Genomic DNA, 16,934 nt, shown 5'->3' on the forward strand with positions numbered 1-16,934 from the left:
CACAAAAGAAGCTTATATTTGCTTACTTAAAAACAGACAGCTATCATGGTACAGCAAGACATACGATGGATACAGCGTTTTGAATATACCCACGAACTGGCCTGGAAAGTGATGAAGGACTATGCAGAATATCAGGGGTATACCGACATCCGCAGCTCCCGTGATGCCATACGCAAAGCCCTTGAAATGGGATTGATTGATGACAAGCAATGGACGGAGACTATAGAAGCCCGAAATCTGACATCGCACAATCATGACAACGATGTAGTCTCTGAAGAGAAAATGCAATCCTTGAATACACCATCCTTATTCGATTGAGCTATGTACGGATTGACCGACAATGAACTGGAAAAGCTATGCAATCTCTTCCGGAAACATGAAGAAATAGAGCAGGCTGTTTTGTACGGCTCACGAGCCAAAGGAAATTTCAAGCCTTTTTCCGACATAGACATCACGCTGATGGGAGACAGACTTACGTATAATACTTTAAGCAGCCTTTCCGATGAAATAGACGACCTGCTTTTGCCTTACAGCGTAGACCTTTCCATCTATGGCAAATTAAAGAATGCCGACCTTTTGGAACATATACACCGTATGGGAATACCCATATTCAGCCGCCCATCAAACTAAACTAAATTTCACACATCCACCCTCACCACCCTCACCTTTCGCACGCATCGCCCTATTCATCGGCATTCAAGAGGTGGGTGAGAGCAAATTTAAAAAGTGAGGGCAAAATTTGCCCTCACCACAAGATTTCTTCGTTCAAAGTTATAAGTCACTCATTCTTACCGTAATATCCTGAAACGGGTACATAAATCGGTTGCAGCATTGTTCCCTCATTCTTCAACTTTCCTTCGGTGCGCAGCCGACGGATATGCCGCATGGCAGTAGTACGCATCATGCCGCAAACGCTTTGAAAGTCATTCCGTGTCATAAAAGGGCGAGTGGCGAAATAGTTGGTCAGCCGACGGTCTATCTCTTTATCCGTCAGTTTAGCCGAATGCTCGTTTGCCTTCAAAGCCTTTGCCTTGATGATACCAATTTCATTTTTCAGTTTCTGGTCGGCACGAAATTTCACACCCGCCATCTTCACCTTCGTCAACTTACGCTTGGTAGCAGCCACTACCGGTTCGATCGTGGTGAGCGACACGCGAAAGTAGCCGATGCCGTCGAGATGCACCTGCCTTCCTTCGGCAAGTTCCCTGCCCATGACGTGCGACACAGCATCAAGCACAGCCGTCACATCGGTTTCTGTCAATGAGCAACGTGCCTGGATGTCCCGCCGCAATTCATCGGTAGACCTGCTCCCATTTAGGCGGAGACGGGGATGAAGGATTTTATCTTCCGGAGATTTGTCGTACGAGTCCGGATTCTCGTACCAATCAAACAAAATAGCCATAGTTCAAACTGCGTTAAAGGGTTACATTATACGATAAAGCACTGCACGGAACACGTGCGAAGTACGTACGCAGTCTGTTGAAGTACAAAGGTTATATCACAGCCCAGCCCGTGAGCAGAACCGTTCACTGTAGTGAGCTGCTCCGTTCACTAATATGAACAAGAAAGACCACTTTAGTGGACTGTTCATAAACTCTGGTGTAAAAATAGACAAAACTATGGGGATAAGCAAAGAAACAAACACCTTTTATAAAAGAAACATATAGACATTCCACCCCAAAAAAGAAGCCAATCGGAAAATAATCCTTGAAAAGCTTGTATCCCCCCCTTTCCCGGCGTATCTTTACAAGAATATTACATACACGATAAAGAATGAAAATCACACTGATCAGAGAGGAACGCGAAAGCGGAAAAGAGGCCGTCAGCACACAAGAAACGGACATGTTGATGGAAAAGCTGAAAACAGAGAACAAGACCGGATACATTACGGAGCTGCGTAGCATCATCCCGCATTTGAAAGGGACCAACGCCCGATATGAGCATATCGACAGACTGCCGCGTCTCTATCCCGCCGTAGAAATGACCCGCACCAAAGCAGGAGAACACCGGATAAAGACCTACAACGGGCTGGTACTACTGGAAGTAAACAATCTGGCCGGGGTGGCCGAAGCCGAACTGGTGAAACAACAAGCCGCCCTGCTGCCGCAAACCTTTGCCGCCTTCTGTGGCTCCAGCGGACGAAGCGCCAAAATATGGGTACGCTTCACCCTGCCCGACGGAGGGCTTCCAAAGAATGAAGACGATATCGCCTTATTCCACGCCCACGCCTACCGCCTGGCAGTGAAGTGCTACCAACCCCTTCTCCCTTTCCCCATCACCCTCCAGGCTCCTTCACTCCTACAAAGCTGCCGGATGACCGTGGACGAACAGCCCTATTATAGCCCCACCGCCGTGGCCTTCTGCCTGGAACAGCCCTGCGCCCTGCCCTCGGAAGACAACTACCGCCAACGGAAACAGCAGGAAAGCAATCCGTTGCTGAGAATGACTCCCGGCTACGAAGTGGCGGACACATGCAACCTGCTCTTCGAGGCCGCCCTCGACCGCGCCTTCCGCGATTTGGACAACTGGCGACGGGGCGACGACCTGCGCCCGCTGCTGTCCCGCCTTGCCGAACATTGCTTCAAAGCCGGCATTCCTGAAGAAGAAGCGGTGCGCCAGACACTGATGCACTACTACCGGGAGGCAGACGAACCCCTTGTACGCCTGACGCTGCATAACCTTTACGGGGAATTGAAAGGCTTCGGCACCCGCAGCAGCCTGAACAAAGACCAGGAAACTGCTTTCCGGCTGGAGGAGTTCATGAAACGCCGCTACGAATTCCGCTACAACACCGTGCTTGGCGACTTGGAATACCGGCAGCGCGACTCCATCCACTTCTACTTCCAACCTGCCGACCAGCGCGTACGCAGCAGCATCGCCATGAAGGCACTGAAAGAGGGAGTACGTGTGTGGGACCGCGACATCACCCGCTTCCTGTCTTCGGACTACGTGCCGCTATACAACCCCATCGAAGAATATCTCTATAACACCGGACGCTGGGACGGCAAAGACCGCATCCGCGCATTGGCCGACCTCGTGCCCTGCCACAATCCCCACTGGAGGGAACTGTTCTACCGGTGGTTTCTTGGCATGGTGGCACATTGGCGGGGAATCGACAAACAGCACGGCAACAATACCTCGCCCCTGCTCGTAGGTTCGCAAGGTTACCGCAAAAGTACTTTCTGCCGTATCCTATTGCCACCGGAGCTGCGTTTCGGCTACACCGACAGTATCGACTTCAAGAGCAAGCAGGAAGCGGAGCGCAGCCTTGGCCGCTTTTTTCTGATTAACATCGACGAATTCGACCAGATAAACGCCAATCAGCAAGGCTTCTTGAAGCACCTCCTGCAAAAACCGGTTGCCAACCTGCGAAAGCCCTACGGTAGCACTATTCAGGAAATGCGCCGCTATGCCTCCTTCATCGGGACCAGCAATCTGAAAGACCTGCTGACCGACCCGTCGGGAAGTCGCCGTTTCATCTGCATCGAAGTGACCGGTCCTATCCAGACAAACGTCACTATCAATTATCACCAGCTCTATGCCCAAGCCATGCACGACATCATGAAGGGTGAACGCTACTGGCTGGACGACACTGACGAAGCAATCGTAAAGGAGTACAACCGGGAATTCGAGCGGGTAGACCCATTGGAAGAACTTTTCCTTTGCCATTTCCGTGGCGCGGAGGAGAGCGAAGAAGGCGAATGGCTCACAGCCATGCAGATTTTCAACGACCTGCAACAGAAAACGAGGGATAAGTTGGCCATCAACCGGATAGCAGCTTTCGGGCGCACGCTCCGCAAGCTGGACATCCTCAACAAGAAATCGAACCGGGGAACACTTTATCATCTGGTAAGAATAGAAGAATGAACCGGCACTCCCACCGATTGTACCAAAGTGAGGGCAAACTTGGCCCTCACTCTTTTTATAAAAAGTATTTCCGTACGCAGTTGATGCAGTTCAACCATTATTAATAAGGTGAACAGTTGACTATTTGCAAATTATGATTGATAATACTAAAAATACCCAAATAAGTGTTTTTGATATTAAAATAAAACGTATCTTTGTTGCAAACAACGTCCTCCTTAATAATACTATTATGAAGAAACTGCTGCTTTTAGCCTTTGTGCTATGTAGTTCTTTACTGTGCCGGGCACAAGAAGAACGAGTTATTTTAGGTGATGAACAGACTTCCGAGTATTTTCCAATCCTAAAAGATAAACGAATTGCCATATTCTCCAATCATACAGGAATGATAGGAGACAAGCATCTGCTGGACATTCTGCTGGAAAACAAGTTCAATGTAGTAGCCATTTTCTCCCCTGAACACGGTTTCAGAGGAGATGCCGACGCAGGCGAACACGTGTCCAGCTCGGTAGACAAGAAGACCGGAGTACCTATCCTCTCGCTGTACGACGGGAAATCCGGAAAACCAAGCGAAGCATCCATGCGCAAGTTTGATATCCTTGTGGTAGACATCCAGGATGTAGGCCTAAGATTCTATACTTATTATGCCTCTATGTGCCGGCTGATGGACGCTTGTGCAGAATACAACCGCAAGGTGCTGATACTGGACCGCCCCAATCCGAACGGACACTACGTGGACGGCCCGATACTGGACATGAAATATAAATCCGGTGTAGGTTGGCTGCCGATTCCCGTGGTGCACGGCATGACGCTGGGCGAACTGGGCCTGATGGTAAACGGCGAACGCTGGTTGCCGGCGTCACGCACTTGCGACCTGACCGTCATTCCCTGCAAGAACTATACGCACCAGACCCTATACAAGCTGCCGATTCCCCCGTCCCCCAATCTGCCGAACATGAAGTCCATCTATCTGTACCCCTCGACCTGCTATTTCGAGGCCACTCCGGTCAGTCTGGGAAGAGGAACCGACCTCCCCTTCCAGGTCTACGGGCATCCCAACATGACGGGCTACAGCTACAGCTTCACCCCGCGCAGTGTTCCCGGAGCCAAGAATCCGCCCCAGCTGGGCAAGCTTTGCCACGGCGTGAACCTGAGCAACATGAGCGACGAGGAAATCTGGAAACGCGGTATTGACTTGAGTTACGTGATAGACGCTTACCGGAATCTGAACATGGACGACCACTTCTTCCGTTCCTTCTTCGAACTGTTGATAGGCACCGACTACGTGCGCAAAATGATAAAGGAAGGGAAGAGCGCCGAAGAAATCAAGGCAAGATGGAAAGACGACGTAGAGAAATTCAAGGTACAGCGCAAGCCCTACCTGCTCTACGAAGAATAAAGGGATGTACGATTTGACGATTTACGATTTACGATTAAAAAATGAACGTGAATTGGAAGAGAACGTCAGAGCGTACATAGGATAATCAAAGTCGTACATATCATCAAAAGAAGTAATTTCAATCGTAAATCGTAAATCATAAAATCGTAAATAACCTCATGACTCCACTTTCCGTAATCATTACCATCGCTGCCTACTTCGTGATATTGTTCACGGTATCTTATATTGCAGGAAGAAAGGCTGACAACGCAGGATTCTTTGTCGGTAACCGTAAGTCATCCTGGTATGTCGTGGCCTTCGCGATGGTTGGTTCCGCCATTTCGGGTGTGACCTATGTATCCGTACCCGGCATGGTTGCCGCCAGTAACTTCGGCTATCTGCAAATGGTGTTGGGCTTCATTGCCGGACAGCTCATCATAGCCTATCTACTGGTACCGCTGTTCTACAAAATGAACCTGGTATCCATCTACGAATATCTGGAGAACCGTTTCGGCATGTCTTCCTACCGCACGGGTGCCTGGTTCTTCTTCATCTCCAAAATGCTCGGTGCCGCTGTCCGTCTGTTCCTCGTATGCCTGACGTTGCAACTACTGGTATTCGAACCTTTCGGACTGCCTTTCCTGCTGAACGTGGCCATCACGGTGGCACTGGTCTGGTTGTACACTTTCCAGGGTGGCGTAAAGTCTCTTATCTGGACAGACTCTCTGAAGACATTCTGCTTGGTGGTGTCGGTCGTACTCTGCATCTGGTATATCGCTTCCGACCTCAATCTGTCATTTACCGGTATGGTAAGCACCATTGCCGACAGTGACATGTCCCGCATCTTCTTCTTCGACGATGTGAACAGCAAGCAGTACTTCTTCAAGCAGTTCCTCGCCGGTGCCTTCACCATGATTGCCATGACCGGGCTGGATCAGGACATGATGCAGCGCAACCTGAGCTGCAAGAACTTCAAGGACTCACAGAAGAACATGATTACCAGTGTCATTTCGCAGTTCTTCGTCATCCTGCTTTTCCTGATGCTGGGCGTGCTGCTCTACATCTTTGCCGCCAACCAGCAGATTGCGGTGGAGAAGAGTGACGAACTATTCCCGCTGATTGCCACCGGCAACTACTTCCCTGCCATTGTGGGCATACTGTTCATCATCGGCCTGATTTCTTCTGCCTATTCAGCCGCAGGCTCGGCACTCACCGCGCTGACCACTTCCTTCACCGTAGACATTCTGGGAACGAAAGGCAAGTCGGAAGAGACGGTTGTAAAGATGCGCAAGAAAGTGCACATCGGCATGGCGGTTGTTATGGGAATCACCATTTTCGTATTCAATCTTCTCAACAACACCAGTGTCATCGATGCTGTATATATCCTGGCAAGCTATACCTACGGTCCTATCTTGGGTCTGTTTGCTTTCGGCATCTTCATGAAACAACAAGTGCGTGACAAGTACATCCCGCTGGTTGCCATCGCCTCCCCGGTTCTCTGCTTCATTCTGCAGAAAAATTCCGAAGCCTGGTTCGGAGGTTATCAATTCAGCTACGAGTTGCTGATTTTCAATGCACTGTTCACTTTCATCGGTCTCTGTCTATTGATTAAGAAAGATAAAAAGAACAATTAACTTAATACATCATCTATGAATGTAAGACGTCAGTTTTTACTTAGTCTGCTTGCCGCCTCCCTCTTCCCCCACGCGGGAGGCGCGCAAGGACTTCCGACGGATGTCCGTCAGGCAATCGGGAAATTCCTGGATACCACCGCACGAAAAGAAGTTTCCGTAGGACGTATCAGCATCGACTCAGTGGCTGTGGAAGGAAATACACTGCAACTGTTTGCCAACATGAACTGTGCCTATATTCCTTTCCGTGAGGACAATGTGGCCGAAATCTACCAAGGGGTAAGCGCCCTGCTGCCGGCGGAGTTTGCCAAATACAAGCTGCAAATCCGTACCAACAAGCGCAGTATCGAAGAACTGGTTCCCCAAGCCCTGCGCAGTAAAAAAGACAAAAAGACGAAGACATTCAGCCCCGTCGCTTCCAAGCCTCTGGTTACCGAAGTTTCCTCCCCCTACACCCCCACCAACGGCTTGCATAACCGGCATATCGCCCTATGGCAAAGCCACGGCTGGTACTACGAATCAAAACTCGACCGCTGGGAATGGCAGCGTGCGCGTATCTTCCAGACCGTGGAAGACCTCTACACCCAGAGCTACGTATTGCCCTTCCTCGTACCGATGTTGGAAAATGCCGGTGCCAATGTGCTGCTTCCCCGCGAACGCGATTGCCAGACGGCAGAAGTCATCGTAGACAATGACGGTTGCCTGACCGGCCGTTCCGTCTATACAGAAAATTCCGGTGACAAGCTCTGGAGCCAGGGAGCAGGACAAGGCTTCGCCCACCTGCGCCCCCAATACATAGACTTTGAGAATCCTTTCAAGGAAGGCACCTACCGCGCCATAGAAACCATCAAGAAAGGAAACGCAAGCACCGCCGAATGGATTCCCGAAATCCCTTCGACCGGACAATACGCCGTATACGTCTCTTACCAAACCTTGCCAAACAGCGCGGACGATGCCCTTTACACCGTCTATCACAAAGGCGGCACCACGCAGTTCAAGGTAAACCAGCAAATGGGAGGCGGCACCTGGATTTACCTCGGCACCTTCGGCTTCAATGCCGGTCGGAACAATGAATGCAAAGTCGTTCTGAGCAACCTTTCCTCCAAAGTAGGAAGAATCATCACCGCCGACGCCGTGAAGATAGGCGGCGGCATGGGAAACATAGCCCGGGGAGAAGTCAGCGGTTATCCCCGTTTCTGCGAAGCCGCCCGCTACTGGCTGCAATGGGCAGGCATACCGGACAGCGTATATTCAGAAAGCAACGGCAAGAATGACTATACCGACGACTATAAATGCCGTGGTATCTGGGTGAACTACCTTTCCGGAGGCTCTGCCGTGAACCCGACGGAAAAAGGGCTGAACATCCCTGTCAACATGGCCTTTGCCTTCCACTCCGATGCAGGAACTACACTGAACGATTCCATCATCGGGACACTCGGCATCTACTATACCAACGCCTACAATGAGAAATTCGCCAACGGAGCATCCCGCTACTTGAGCCACGACCTGACAGACTTGATTCAGTCCAACATCGTGCGTGACGTGCGTACCCTCTACGAACCCCAATGGACACGCCGGGGCAAATGGAACCAATCCTACTATGAGGCCCGTGTACCCCGCGTACCTACCATGCTACTCGAACTACTTTCCCATCAAAACTTTGCAGACATGCGCTACGGACTGGACCCGCGTTTCCGTTTCACCGTAAGCCGCGCCATCTACAAAGGTATGCTTCAGTTCCTCTGCTCACAATACAACATGGATTATGTAGTGCAACCGTTACCGGTAGACCACATGGCCTTGCGCATGACCAGCGAGAACGAAGTGGAACTGACCTGGCAACCCGTAGCGGATGCGTTGGAACCAACTGCCGTAGCAGAGAAATACATTGTTTATACCCGTATCGGCGACGGGGATTTCGACAACGGAGTATTGGTGGACGGCAACAGTTACCGAACCACGCTCCCCGCCGGCATGGTATGCAGCTACAAGGTTACCGCTGTCAACAAGGGCGGCGAGAGTTTCCCTTCCGAAATTCTTTCCGCCGGACGGGCGTTCAATTCCAAAGGTACCGTATTGGTGATAAACGGATTCGACCGCATCAGTGCCCCTGCCGACTTTACGGCCCCCGCCCCCGCCGACACCCTCCTTGCCGGATTTCTGGATGAGCAGGACCACGGGGTCCCCTATATCCATGACATCAGCTACATTGGCAAGATGAAGGAATACCGCCGTTCCATTCCCTGGATGGACGACGACGCCTCCGGTTTCGGCGACAGTTATGGAAATTACGAGACCCAAGTCATCGCAGGAAATACGTTCGATTATCCTGCCATACATGGTGCCGCTATCCTGAAAGCGGGATATTCGTTTGTATCGGTTAGTAATGAAAGTCTCTCCCCCGTAGGAAAGGGAGAGAAGAATATTCCGGTGGATATGAGGGAGTATAGGTATGTGGACTTGATACTTGGGAAGCAATGCCAGACCAAGATGGGACGGGGAGGCGTAAAACCGTTGGAGTTCAAGACTTTCAGCAAACCGATGCAGGAGGCTATTGCGGCTTATTGTAAGCAAGGTGGAAATATCTTTGTTTCGGGCGCTTTTGTAGGAACGGATTTATGGGACAACCGCCTTGCAACCGCCGACGAAGCCGACAAGAAATTTGCGATGGAAGTACTGAAATATAAGTGGCGTGTGGGACAAGCGGCTACAATGGGTAAGGTGAAAAGCGTAGCTTCTCCGTTCCCCGCCCTTTCAGGAAACTATACCTATCACAATGAGCTGAATGCCGATTCGTATGTGGTGGAATCACCGGACGCCATTGAACCGGCAACCAAAGATGCGCACACTGTGATGCGGTATTCTGAAAACAACCTGAGTGCCGGTGTGGCCTACCAAGGCGACTACAAGACTGTTGTATTGGGATTCCCTTTTGAATCCATACGTACTGATTCTGAAAGAGAGGCATTCATGAATGCTGTACTGACATTCTTCAACGACAACAAGTAATATCAACCAATCATCATCTATGAACAGAAGACTGTTAATAATCGTCCTGATGGCTTGCCTGCTCCCCCTGGGGATGCAGGCACAGCAAGGGACATTCCGTTTTGCCCAACTGACGGACATTCATCTGACCCCGAACAATCCGAATCCCACAGAGGACCTGCTGCGTTCCGTGGCACAGATTAATGCCACCGACAGTATCGACTTTGTCCTGGTGACGGGCGACCTGACCGAAGAAGGCGACCGTACTACCATGGAAAAAGTGAAATCGTGCCTTGACTTGCTGAAGGTCCCCTACCACGTAGTCCTAGGCAACCATGAAACGAAATGGAGCGACTCCGGCTGTACCGCTTTCGGAGAAATCTTTGGCGGCGAACGCTTCGAGTTCGAGCATAAGGGATTCCTTTTCCTCGGCTTCAACTCCGGTCCGCTGATGCGTATGGCCTACGGGCATGTAGTGCCGCAAGATATCCGTTGGATGACGGAAGAAATGGATAAAAACGGCAAAGACAAACCGGTGATACTTGTCACCCACTACCCGCTAATGGAAGGTGATGTGGACAATTGGTATGAGGTGACGGATGCCGTCCGCCCCTACAACGTGCGCTTGTTTATCGGCGGACACTACCACAGCAACCGGGATTTACGTTACGACGGCATTCCGGGCGTACTGATGCGCAGCAACCTGTGCGACAAAGAAGGGAAACCGGGTTACGGCATCTATGAAGTAACCGGGGATTCCATCCGGGTATACACGCAACGTATCGGCGAGCCCAAGAAGCAGTGGACAGCATTCTCGCTGACCGGACAGTATTACGACCGCAACGGAAAGGCAGAGAAATATCCTGACTTCTCGGTCAACAAGGAGTATCCGCAAGTAAAGGAGCAATGGATGGTGCAGACGGGCGCAGGCATTTACTGCTCTCCCGCCGTAGAAAAAGATAAAGTGTTCGTAGGAGACGATATGGGACAGCTGACAGCCTACGCCCTGAAAAACGGTAAAAAGCTATGGAGCTTTGAATCCGGCAAGCGCATTGTCGGTACTCCGGCCGTAAGCGAGGGTATCGTTGTATTCGGGTCTGCTGACCGTCGCATCTACGGATTGAACGCCAAAGACGGCAGCCTGCTCTGGACGGTAGAAGCCGCCGAACCGGTGCTCGGAGCCGTGACCATCGCAGACGGCAGAGCATACATCGGTGCCAGTGACGCCACTTTCCGTGCCATAGACATCCATACGGGAAAAGTAATCTGGGCCTACACCAGCGTGAAGGGCTACATCGAGACCAAGCCGTTGGTGACGGAAGACAAAGTTATCTTCGGCGCATGGGACAATACACTGTATGCCCTGAGCAAGGCAAACGGGCATGAACTATGGAAATGGACGGGCGGACTGACCCGTATGCACTTCTCTCCAGCCGCCGTATGGCCGGTAGCCACCGACGGCAAAGTATTCATTACCGACCCGCAACGCGCCATGACCGCCATAGACATCCATACGGGCAATACCGTGTGGCGCACCTTCCAGTCCATGGTGCGCGAGACCATCGGACTTTCCGAAGACGGTGAACGTATCTATAGCAAAACGATGAACGACAGCATTGTTTGCTATGCAGCTCAAGGAGATACTCCGCGGGAGTTGTGGGCAACCAATGTAGGTTTCGGTTATGAGCATGCCCCCTCCATGCAAGTGGAAAAAGAGGGGGTAATGTTTGGCAGTACCAAAGAAGGACTTATCTTCGCACTGGAAGGAAAAACAGGCAAAGTACTGTGGAAACATAAAATAGGAAATTCACTCATCAGTACCGTAGTTCCGTTGAACGGCCACGAAGTTCTATTCACGGCAACCAGCGGGGAAGTGGGACTTCTGAGAATTAAAAATTGAGAATTAAAAATTAAAAGATATATCATGAATAAAATCAGTTGCTTTCTTCCCTACGCAGGAAAAGAACAAGTAGAAAAAACAGTGAATAGCCTACAGGCGACAGGACTTATAGAAGAAATCCGGTTAATCACGACCGATGCCACTCTGGAATCGCTCCCGGACTGCGAAATATTGTTTGTTGACATGCCCTACAGCAGTGCAACCCTCAAAGCTATTGCTAATGCAGCCAAAGGAGAATACACATTGCTTTATACCAAAGAGACTACGCTCGAAATGGGTATGTTTGCACTGGAACGTATGATACACATCCTTGAAGATTCAAGCGCCGGTATGGTATATGCCGACCACTACCAAATAGCAGACGGCAAGCAGAGCAACGCTCCGGTAATCGACTACCAATTCGGTTCCTTGAGGGATGACTTCAACTTTGGCTCCCTGCTCCTTTTCAACACCGAAAAACTAAAGGAAGCCGCCGGACACATGAAGTCTGACTACAACTTCGCCGGACTTTACGACCTGCGCTTGAAATTGAGCCAACATTCAGACTTGGTACATATCAACGAATACTTATACAGCGAGGTGGAAAACGATACCCGCAAGAGCGGCGAAAAGATTTTCGACTATGTAGACCCCAAAAACCGTGACCGCCAGATTGAGATGGAGCAGGCATGTACCGAACATCTGAAAGAAATCGGGGGATATCTGGCACCGGAGTTCAAGAAGATTGAGTTCTCTGCCGGTAACTTCGAATATGAGGCCTCCGTCATCATTCCGGTACGCAACCGTATCCGTACCATCCGTGACGCCATCAAATCTGTATTGATGCAGAAGACAGACTTTAAATATAATCTTATCATCATCGACAACCATTCCACAGACGGCACTACGGAGGCCATCGATGAATTCAAGGATGACGAACGCGTCATCCATATCATCCCCGAACGTACCGACCTCGGCATCGGCGGTTGCTGGAATATGGGGGTACACCACCCCAAGTGCGGCAAGTTTGCCGTGCAGCTGGACAGCGATGACGTATACAAAGACGAAAATACACTCGCCATCATGGTCCGCGCCTTCTACGAGCAGAACTGCGCCATGGTAGTAGGCACCTATATGATGACGGACTTCAACATGAACATGATTGCTCCGGGCATCATCGACCACAAGGAATGGACTCCGGCAAACGGACGCAACAACGCCCTCCGCATCAACGGTCTGGGTGCCCCGCGCGCCTTCTATACCCCGGTGCTGCGCGAAGTGAAAGTACCCAATACCAGCTATGGCGAAGACTATGCACTGGGACTGAACTTCTCCCGCCAATACCAGATAGGACGTGTGTACGACGTGGTCTACCTCTGCCGCCGTTGGGACGACAACTCCGATGCCTCACTGGACATCGTGAAAATGAACGGACACAACCTCTACAAAGACCGCATCCGTACCTGGGAACTTCAGGCACGCATAGCGATGAACAAAAACAAGTGATATGAATCAAACGATACACCATCTTCTGACTGGACAATTGGCATCCTGGGAGACGGCACGCAACAACTATGCCGCCCTCTCCGGTGTGCGGGTGAAAGAGCTGAATGTAAACGGGATACCTTATAAGGTACAGTTCAACCCGGCACGCATCGTTTCCTCCGGTGCCAAAGTGGATGCCAAGTCCATCCTGGAACGGAAATGCTTTCTGTGCCCGGCCAATTTGCCGCCGGTACAGAAAGGTATCCCGTTCGGAGGACACTACAATATTCTGGTGAATCCGTTCCCCATCTTCCCCCGCCACCTGACAGTACCGGAACTGGCACATACCCCTCAACGCATAGCCACCCGCTTCACCGACATGCTGGAGCTGGCCGAGGCGCTGACGGATTACACCATCTTCTACAACGGTCCCAAATGTGGTGCTTCCGCCCCCGACCATGCTCATTTCCAGGCAGGAAACAAAGGGTTCATGCCTATTGAAAAGGACTGGCGCGGACAGACTGCCGGGAAAATAGCCGATTATAGGAAAGCAGCACTGTGGTATCTTGACGACGCTCCCCGTGCCACACTTGTGATTGAATCCACCTCCAAAGAGGACGCGGCAGACTTGTTCGACATCATTTACCGTTCTCTGGACGTGAAACCCGAAGAAGACGAGCCGATGATGAACGTACTGGTCCTATACGAGGCCGACCGTTGGGTGGTCTTTGTCTTCCCGCGCGAGAAACACCGCCCCGCCTGCTATACTGCCGAAGGAGAAGCCAATCTGTTGAGCAGCCCGGCATCCGTCGACTTGGGAGGTGTCTTTATCACCCCCGTAGAAAAGGATTTCTTGAAAATCACTGCGGAAGACGTGGCGCAGATATTAAGTGAAGTATGCCTCTCTGCCACAGATTTCCACAAGGTACGGCAGCGTATCAGGGAAAAAATATGACTTCTGAAATCCAAGAACTCTAATTTTAAAGAAATACCATTATGAAAGAGCCCAAAGTACAAGTAGGCATTCTGTTTGAACCGCAGATAGAATTCGTTTTGCTGAATCCGTATCGCATGGACGGAACGGAAGTCAGCGGCAAGCAGGTAGTGACCTACGACGAAGGCAAGATTCTCTGGAATGGACGCCGGTATGACGAACTGCTGTTTGAACCGCAACACGAGCAGACCGATGCCTTCGAACTATTGGACGTTACCATCGGCATCAATTTCCATTGGGAGCGCAAGGAAGACCAGCGTTTTCTGGGTGCTCTCAAAATCATCGTTGAGAATGGAAAGCTCACCGGCATCAACGTCATCCATGTAGAAGATTATCTGACCAGCGTCATCTCCTCCGAGATGAGTGCCACCGCTTCTCCGGAGCTGCTCAAGGCACACGCTGTCATCTCCCGAAGCTGGCTACTGGCACAAATACAAAAGAATAAGGAAATCACCGAAGCCCAAGCTAACTACTCGGCCTTTACGCAGACCGACGAAGAGCTGATTCGCTGGTACGACCGAGAGGACCACACCCACTTCGATGTATGCGCCGACGACCATTGTCAGCGCTACCAGGGTATTACACGTGCCTCTACCGATATTGTGAAACAAGCCATCTCCGCTACCCGCGGCCAGGTACTGACATCTGATGGTAAGATTTGCGACGCCCGTTTCTCCAAATGCTGCGGCGGTGCTTTCGAGGAGTTCCAATACTGCTGGGAAGACATCAAATACCCCTATCTTGCCCAACAACGAGACAGCAAAACGCACGCCACACTGCCCGATTTGACGCAGGAAGTCGAAGCGGACCGCTGGATTCGTACCTCCCCCGAAGCATTCTGCAACACCACCGACAAGAAAATCCTCTCGCAGGTACTCAATAACTATGACCAGGAGACTACGGACTTCTATCGCTGGAAAGTGGAATATACCCAGGAAGAGCTTTCAGCCCTCATTCTGAAACGTTCAGGCATTGACTACGGACAAATCATCGACCTTATCCCCATAGCCCGCGGAACCAGCGGACGCCTCTGGAAACTGAAGATTGTGGGAACCAAACGCACACTCACCATCGGCAAGGAACTGGAAATCCGCCGCACGCTCTCCACTTCACACCTCTACAGCTCTGCCTTCGTGGTAGACAAAGAGGAGTTGTCCGCCGAAGGCATTCCCGGACGCTTCATCCTCACCGGTGCCGGTTGGGGGCATGGTGTGGGACTTTGCCAAATAGGTGCAGCCGTGATGGGCGAGCAAGGGTATAAGTATGATGCAATACTGTTGCACTACTATATAGGTGCCAGCATTGACAAGCTGTATGAATAATCGAATAGAACACAATAAATCAATATCATGAACCATACAAAAAACATATCGCCATGGGCATGGGTACCCACCTTGTACTTTGCACAAGGCATTCCATATTTTATCGTAAACAACATCTCCGTGATGATGTTTACCAAAATGGGCGTACCGAACGGAGAAATGGCCTTGTTCACAAGCCTGCTCTATCTGCCATGGACTATCAAACCCTTCTGGAGCCCGTTTGTCGACATCATCAAGACCAAAAGATGGTGGACCCTTTCCATGCAGATTCTGATGTCTGTGGCATTCATCCTGCTGACGCTGTCCATTCCACGGCCGGACGAGGCGACTATGGCGGCCGGAACAACCCCCATCAGCATGTTCAGCATCACGCTGATGCTGTTCATCATCACGGCTTTTGCCTCTGCCACACACGACATTGCCGCCGACGGCTTCTACATGCTGGCACTGAAACAGAGTGACCAGGCAGCCTTCGTTGGCATCCGAAGCACGTTTTACCGGCTCGCCTCTATCTTCGGACAAGGCGTGCTCGTAGCCATTGCCGGCGCCATCGAACTGAGAACCGAAAACATTCCGCTGTCATGGACCATCACGATGCTGGTTACAGCCGTTCTGTTCAGCCTGGTGACGTTCTATCACCTCTTTGCAGTCCCCAAACCCACCTCAGATAAGTCAACACTGGCTGCCGATGCCGCCACTGCAGGAGCTATATTCAGAGAATTCGGACGAACATTCGCCACCTATTTTACCAAACCGGGCGCATTGCTGGCCATCGTGTTCATGTTGCTGTACCGCCTGCCTGAAGCATTCCTCATCAAAATGTGTATGCCTTTCCTGGTTGCCTCCAAAGAATCGGGAGGTCTGGAACTATCGACAGCAGAAGTAGGTATCGTATACGGCACCATCGGAGTCATATTCCTCACCCTGGGCGGTATCCTCGGAGGATTGTTCGCATCACGCATTGGCTTGAAAAAATCCATCTGGTGGATGGCAGGATGCATGACTCTGCCATGCCTGACGTTTGTCTATCTTGCCATTGCCCAGCCCGACAATCTGTTTGCTATCTCAACCGCCATCGCCATCGAGCAATTTGGCTACGGCTTCGGTTTCACGGCCTACATGCTCTACATGATGTACTTCTCCGAAGGTGAATTCAAAACATCCCACTATGCCATCTGTACCGCATTCATGGCACTAAGCATGATGATACCAGGTATGTTTGCGGGATATATCCAGGAGGCTATCGGATATACGGACTTCTTCTGGTTGGTAATGATATGCTGTTTCGCCACGGTTGTTGTCACCATTTTTGCAGACAGAAGGATAGACCCGGAATATGGAAAAAAATGATTAATGGTTAATGATTAATGTTTTGTGAGTAATATTTAGTGAT

General features: G+C 50.8%; 12 protein-coding genes. 11 read left to right on the top strand and 1 reads right to left on the bottom strand.

The features are described from left to right. Positions 1-45 precede the first annotated feature (45 nt). Positions 46-318 carry an HI0074 family nucleotidyltransferase substrate-binding subunit gene (locus H1A11_RS13825; protein ID WP_005824947.1) on the top strand — a complete coding sequence of 91 codons (273 nt, stop codon included), beginning with the start codon at positions 46-48 and terminating at the stop codon, positions 316-318. A gap of 3 nt (positions 319-321) precedes the next feature. Further along, positions 322-630, top strand: a complete 309-nt coding sequence (locus H1A11_RS13830; RefSeq protein WP_005824948.1) for a nucleotidyltransferase domain-containing protein — start codon at positions 322-324, stop codon at positions 628-630. 148 nt (positions 631-778) lie between these two features. Here the strand turns inward: H1A11_RS13830 and H1A11_RS13835 are convergent, their stop codons facing one another. Next, on the bottom strand, positions 779-1,402 hold the full coding sequence (locus H1A11_RS13835; protein WP_181757343.1) for an HU family DNA-binding protein: 624 nt from the start codon (positions 1,400-1,402) through the stop codon (positions 779-781). 371 nt (positions 1,403-1,773) lie between these two features. Between H1A11_RS13835 and H1A11_RS13840 the strand changes: the two genes are divergently transcribed. The 9 genes from H1A11_RS13840 to H1A11_RS13880 all read left to right on the top strand — a co-directional run bounded on the left by H1A11_RS13840 (position 1,774) and on the right by H1A11_RS13880 (position 16,891). Next, positions 1,774-3,867 (top strand): BT4734/BF3469 family protein, encoded by a 2,094-nt coding sequence (locus H1A11_RS13840; protein WP_057097743.1) that lies wholly within the window; start codon positions 1,774-1,776, stop codon positions 3,865-3,867. A gap of 229 nt (positions 3,868-4,096) precedes the next feature. Continuing rightward, positions 4,097-5,263, top strand: a complete 1,167-nt coding sequence (locus tag H1A11_RS13845) for an exo-beta-N-acetylmuramidase NamZ domain-containing protein (RefSeq protein WP_034532683.1) — start codon at positions 4,097-4,099, stop codon at positions 5,261-5,263. A gap of 158 nt (positions 5,264-5,421) precedes the next feature. Next, positions 5,422-6,876: a sodium:solute symporter gene (locus H1A11_RS13850; protein WP_117688958.1), complete on the top strand. Its 1,455-nt coding sequence runs from the start codon at positions 5,422-5,424 to the stop codon at positions 6,874-6,876. A 15-nt stretch (positions 6,877-6,891) separates the two neighbouring features. Then, complete coding sequence (locus tag H1A11_RS13855; protein WP_181757344.1) at positions 6,892-9,882, top strand: xanthan lyase; 2,991 nt, start codon at positions 6,892-6,894, stop codon at positions 9,880-9,882. Positions 9,883-9,901: 19 nt separating this feature from the next. Next, the gene (locus tag H1A11_RS13860) at positions 9,902-11,761 is read left to right on the top strand and encodes a PQQ-binding-like beta-propeller repeat protein (protein WP_034523321.1); all 1,860 of its coding nucleotides are present in this window, start codon (positions 9,902-9,904) and stop codon (positions 11,759-11,761) included. Between the two features lie 24 nt (positions 11,762-11,785). Then, entirely contained in the window at positions 11,786-13,246 is a 1,461-nt protein-coding gene (locus H1A11_RS13865; RefSeq protein WP_005834677.1) for a glycosyltransferase family 2 protein, read from the top strand. A 1-nt stretch (position 13,247) separates the two neighbouring features. After that, positions 13,248-14,180 (top strand): DUF4922 domain-containing protein, encoded by a 933-nt coding sequence (locus tag H1A11_RS13870; protein WP_009037754.1) that lies wholly within the window; start codon positions 13,248-13,250, stop codon positions 14,178-14,180. A gap of 41 nt (positions 14,181-14,221) precedes the next feature. After that, the gene (locus tag H1A11_RS13875; protein ID WP_098031834.1) at positions 14,222-15,541 is read left to right on the top strand and encodes a SpoIID/LytB domain-containing protein; all 1,320 of its coding nucleotides are present in this window, start codon (positions 14,222-14,224) and stop codon (positions 15,539-15,541) included. A 27-nt stretch (positions 15,542-15,568) separates the two neighbouring features. Further along, on the top strand, positions 15,569-16,891 hold the full coding sequence (locus tag H1A11_RS13880) for an MFS transporter (protein ID WP_005824972.1): 1,323 nt from the start codon (positions 15,569-15,571) through the stop codon (positions 16,889-16,891). Positions 16,892-16,934 lie beyond the last annotated feature (43 nt).

This window comes from Bacteroides sp. CACC 737 (assembly GCF_013874375.1).
Classification (GTDB): domain Bacteria; phylum Bacteroidota; class Bacteroidia; order Bacteroidales; family Bacteroidaceae; genus Bacteroides; species Bacteroides uniformis.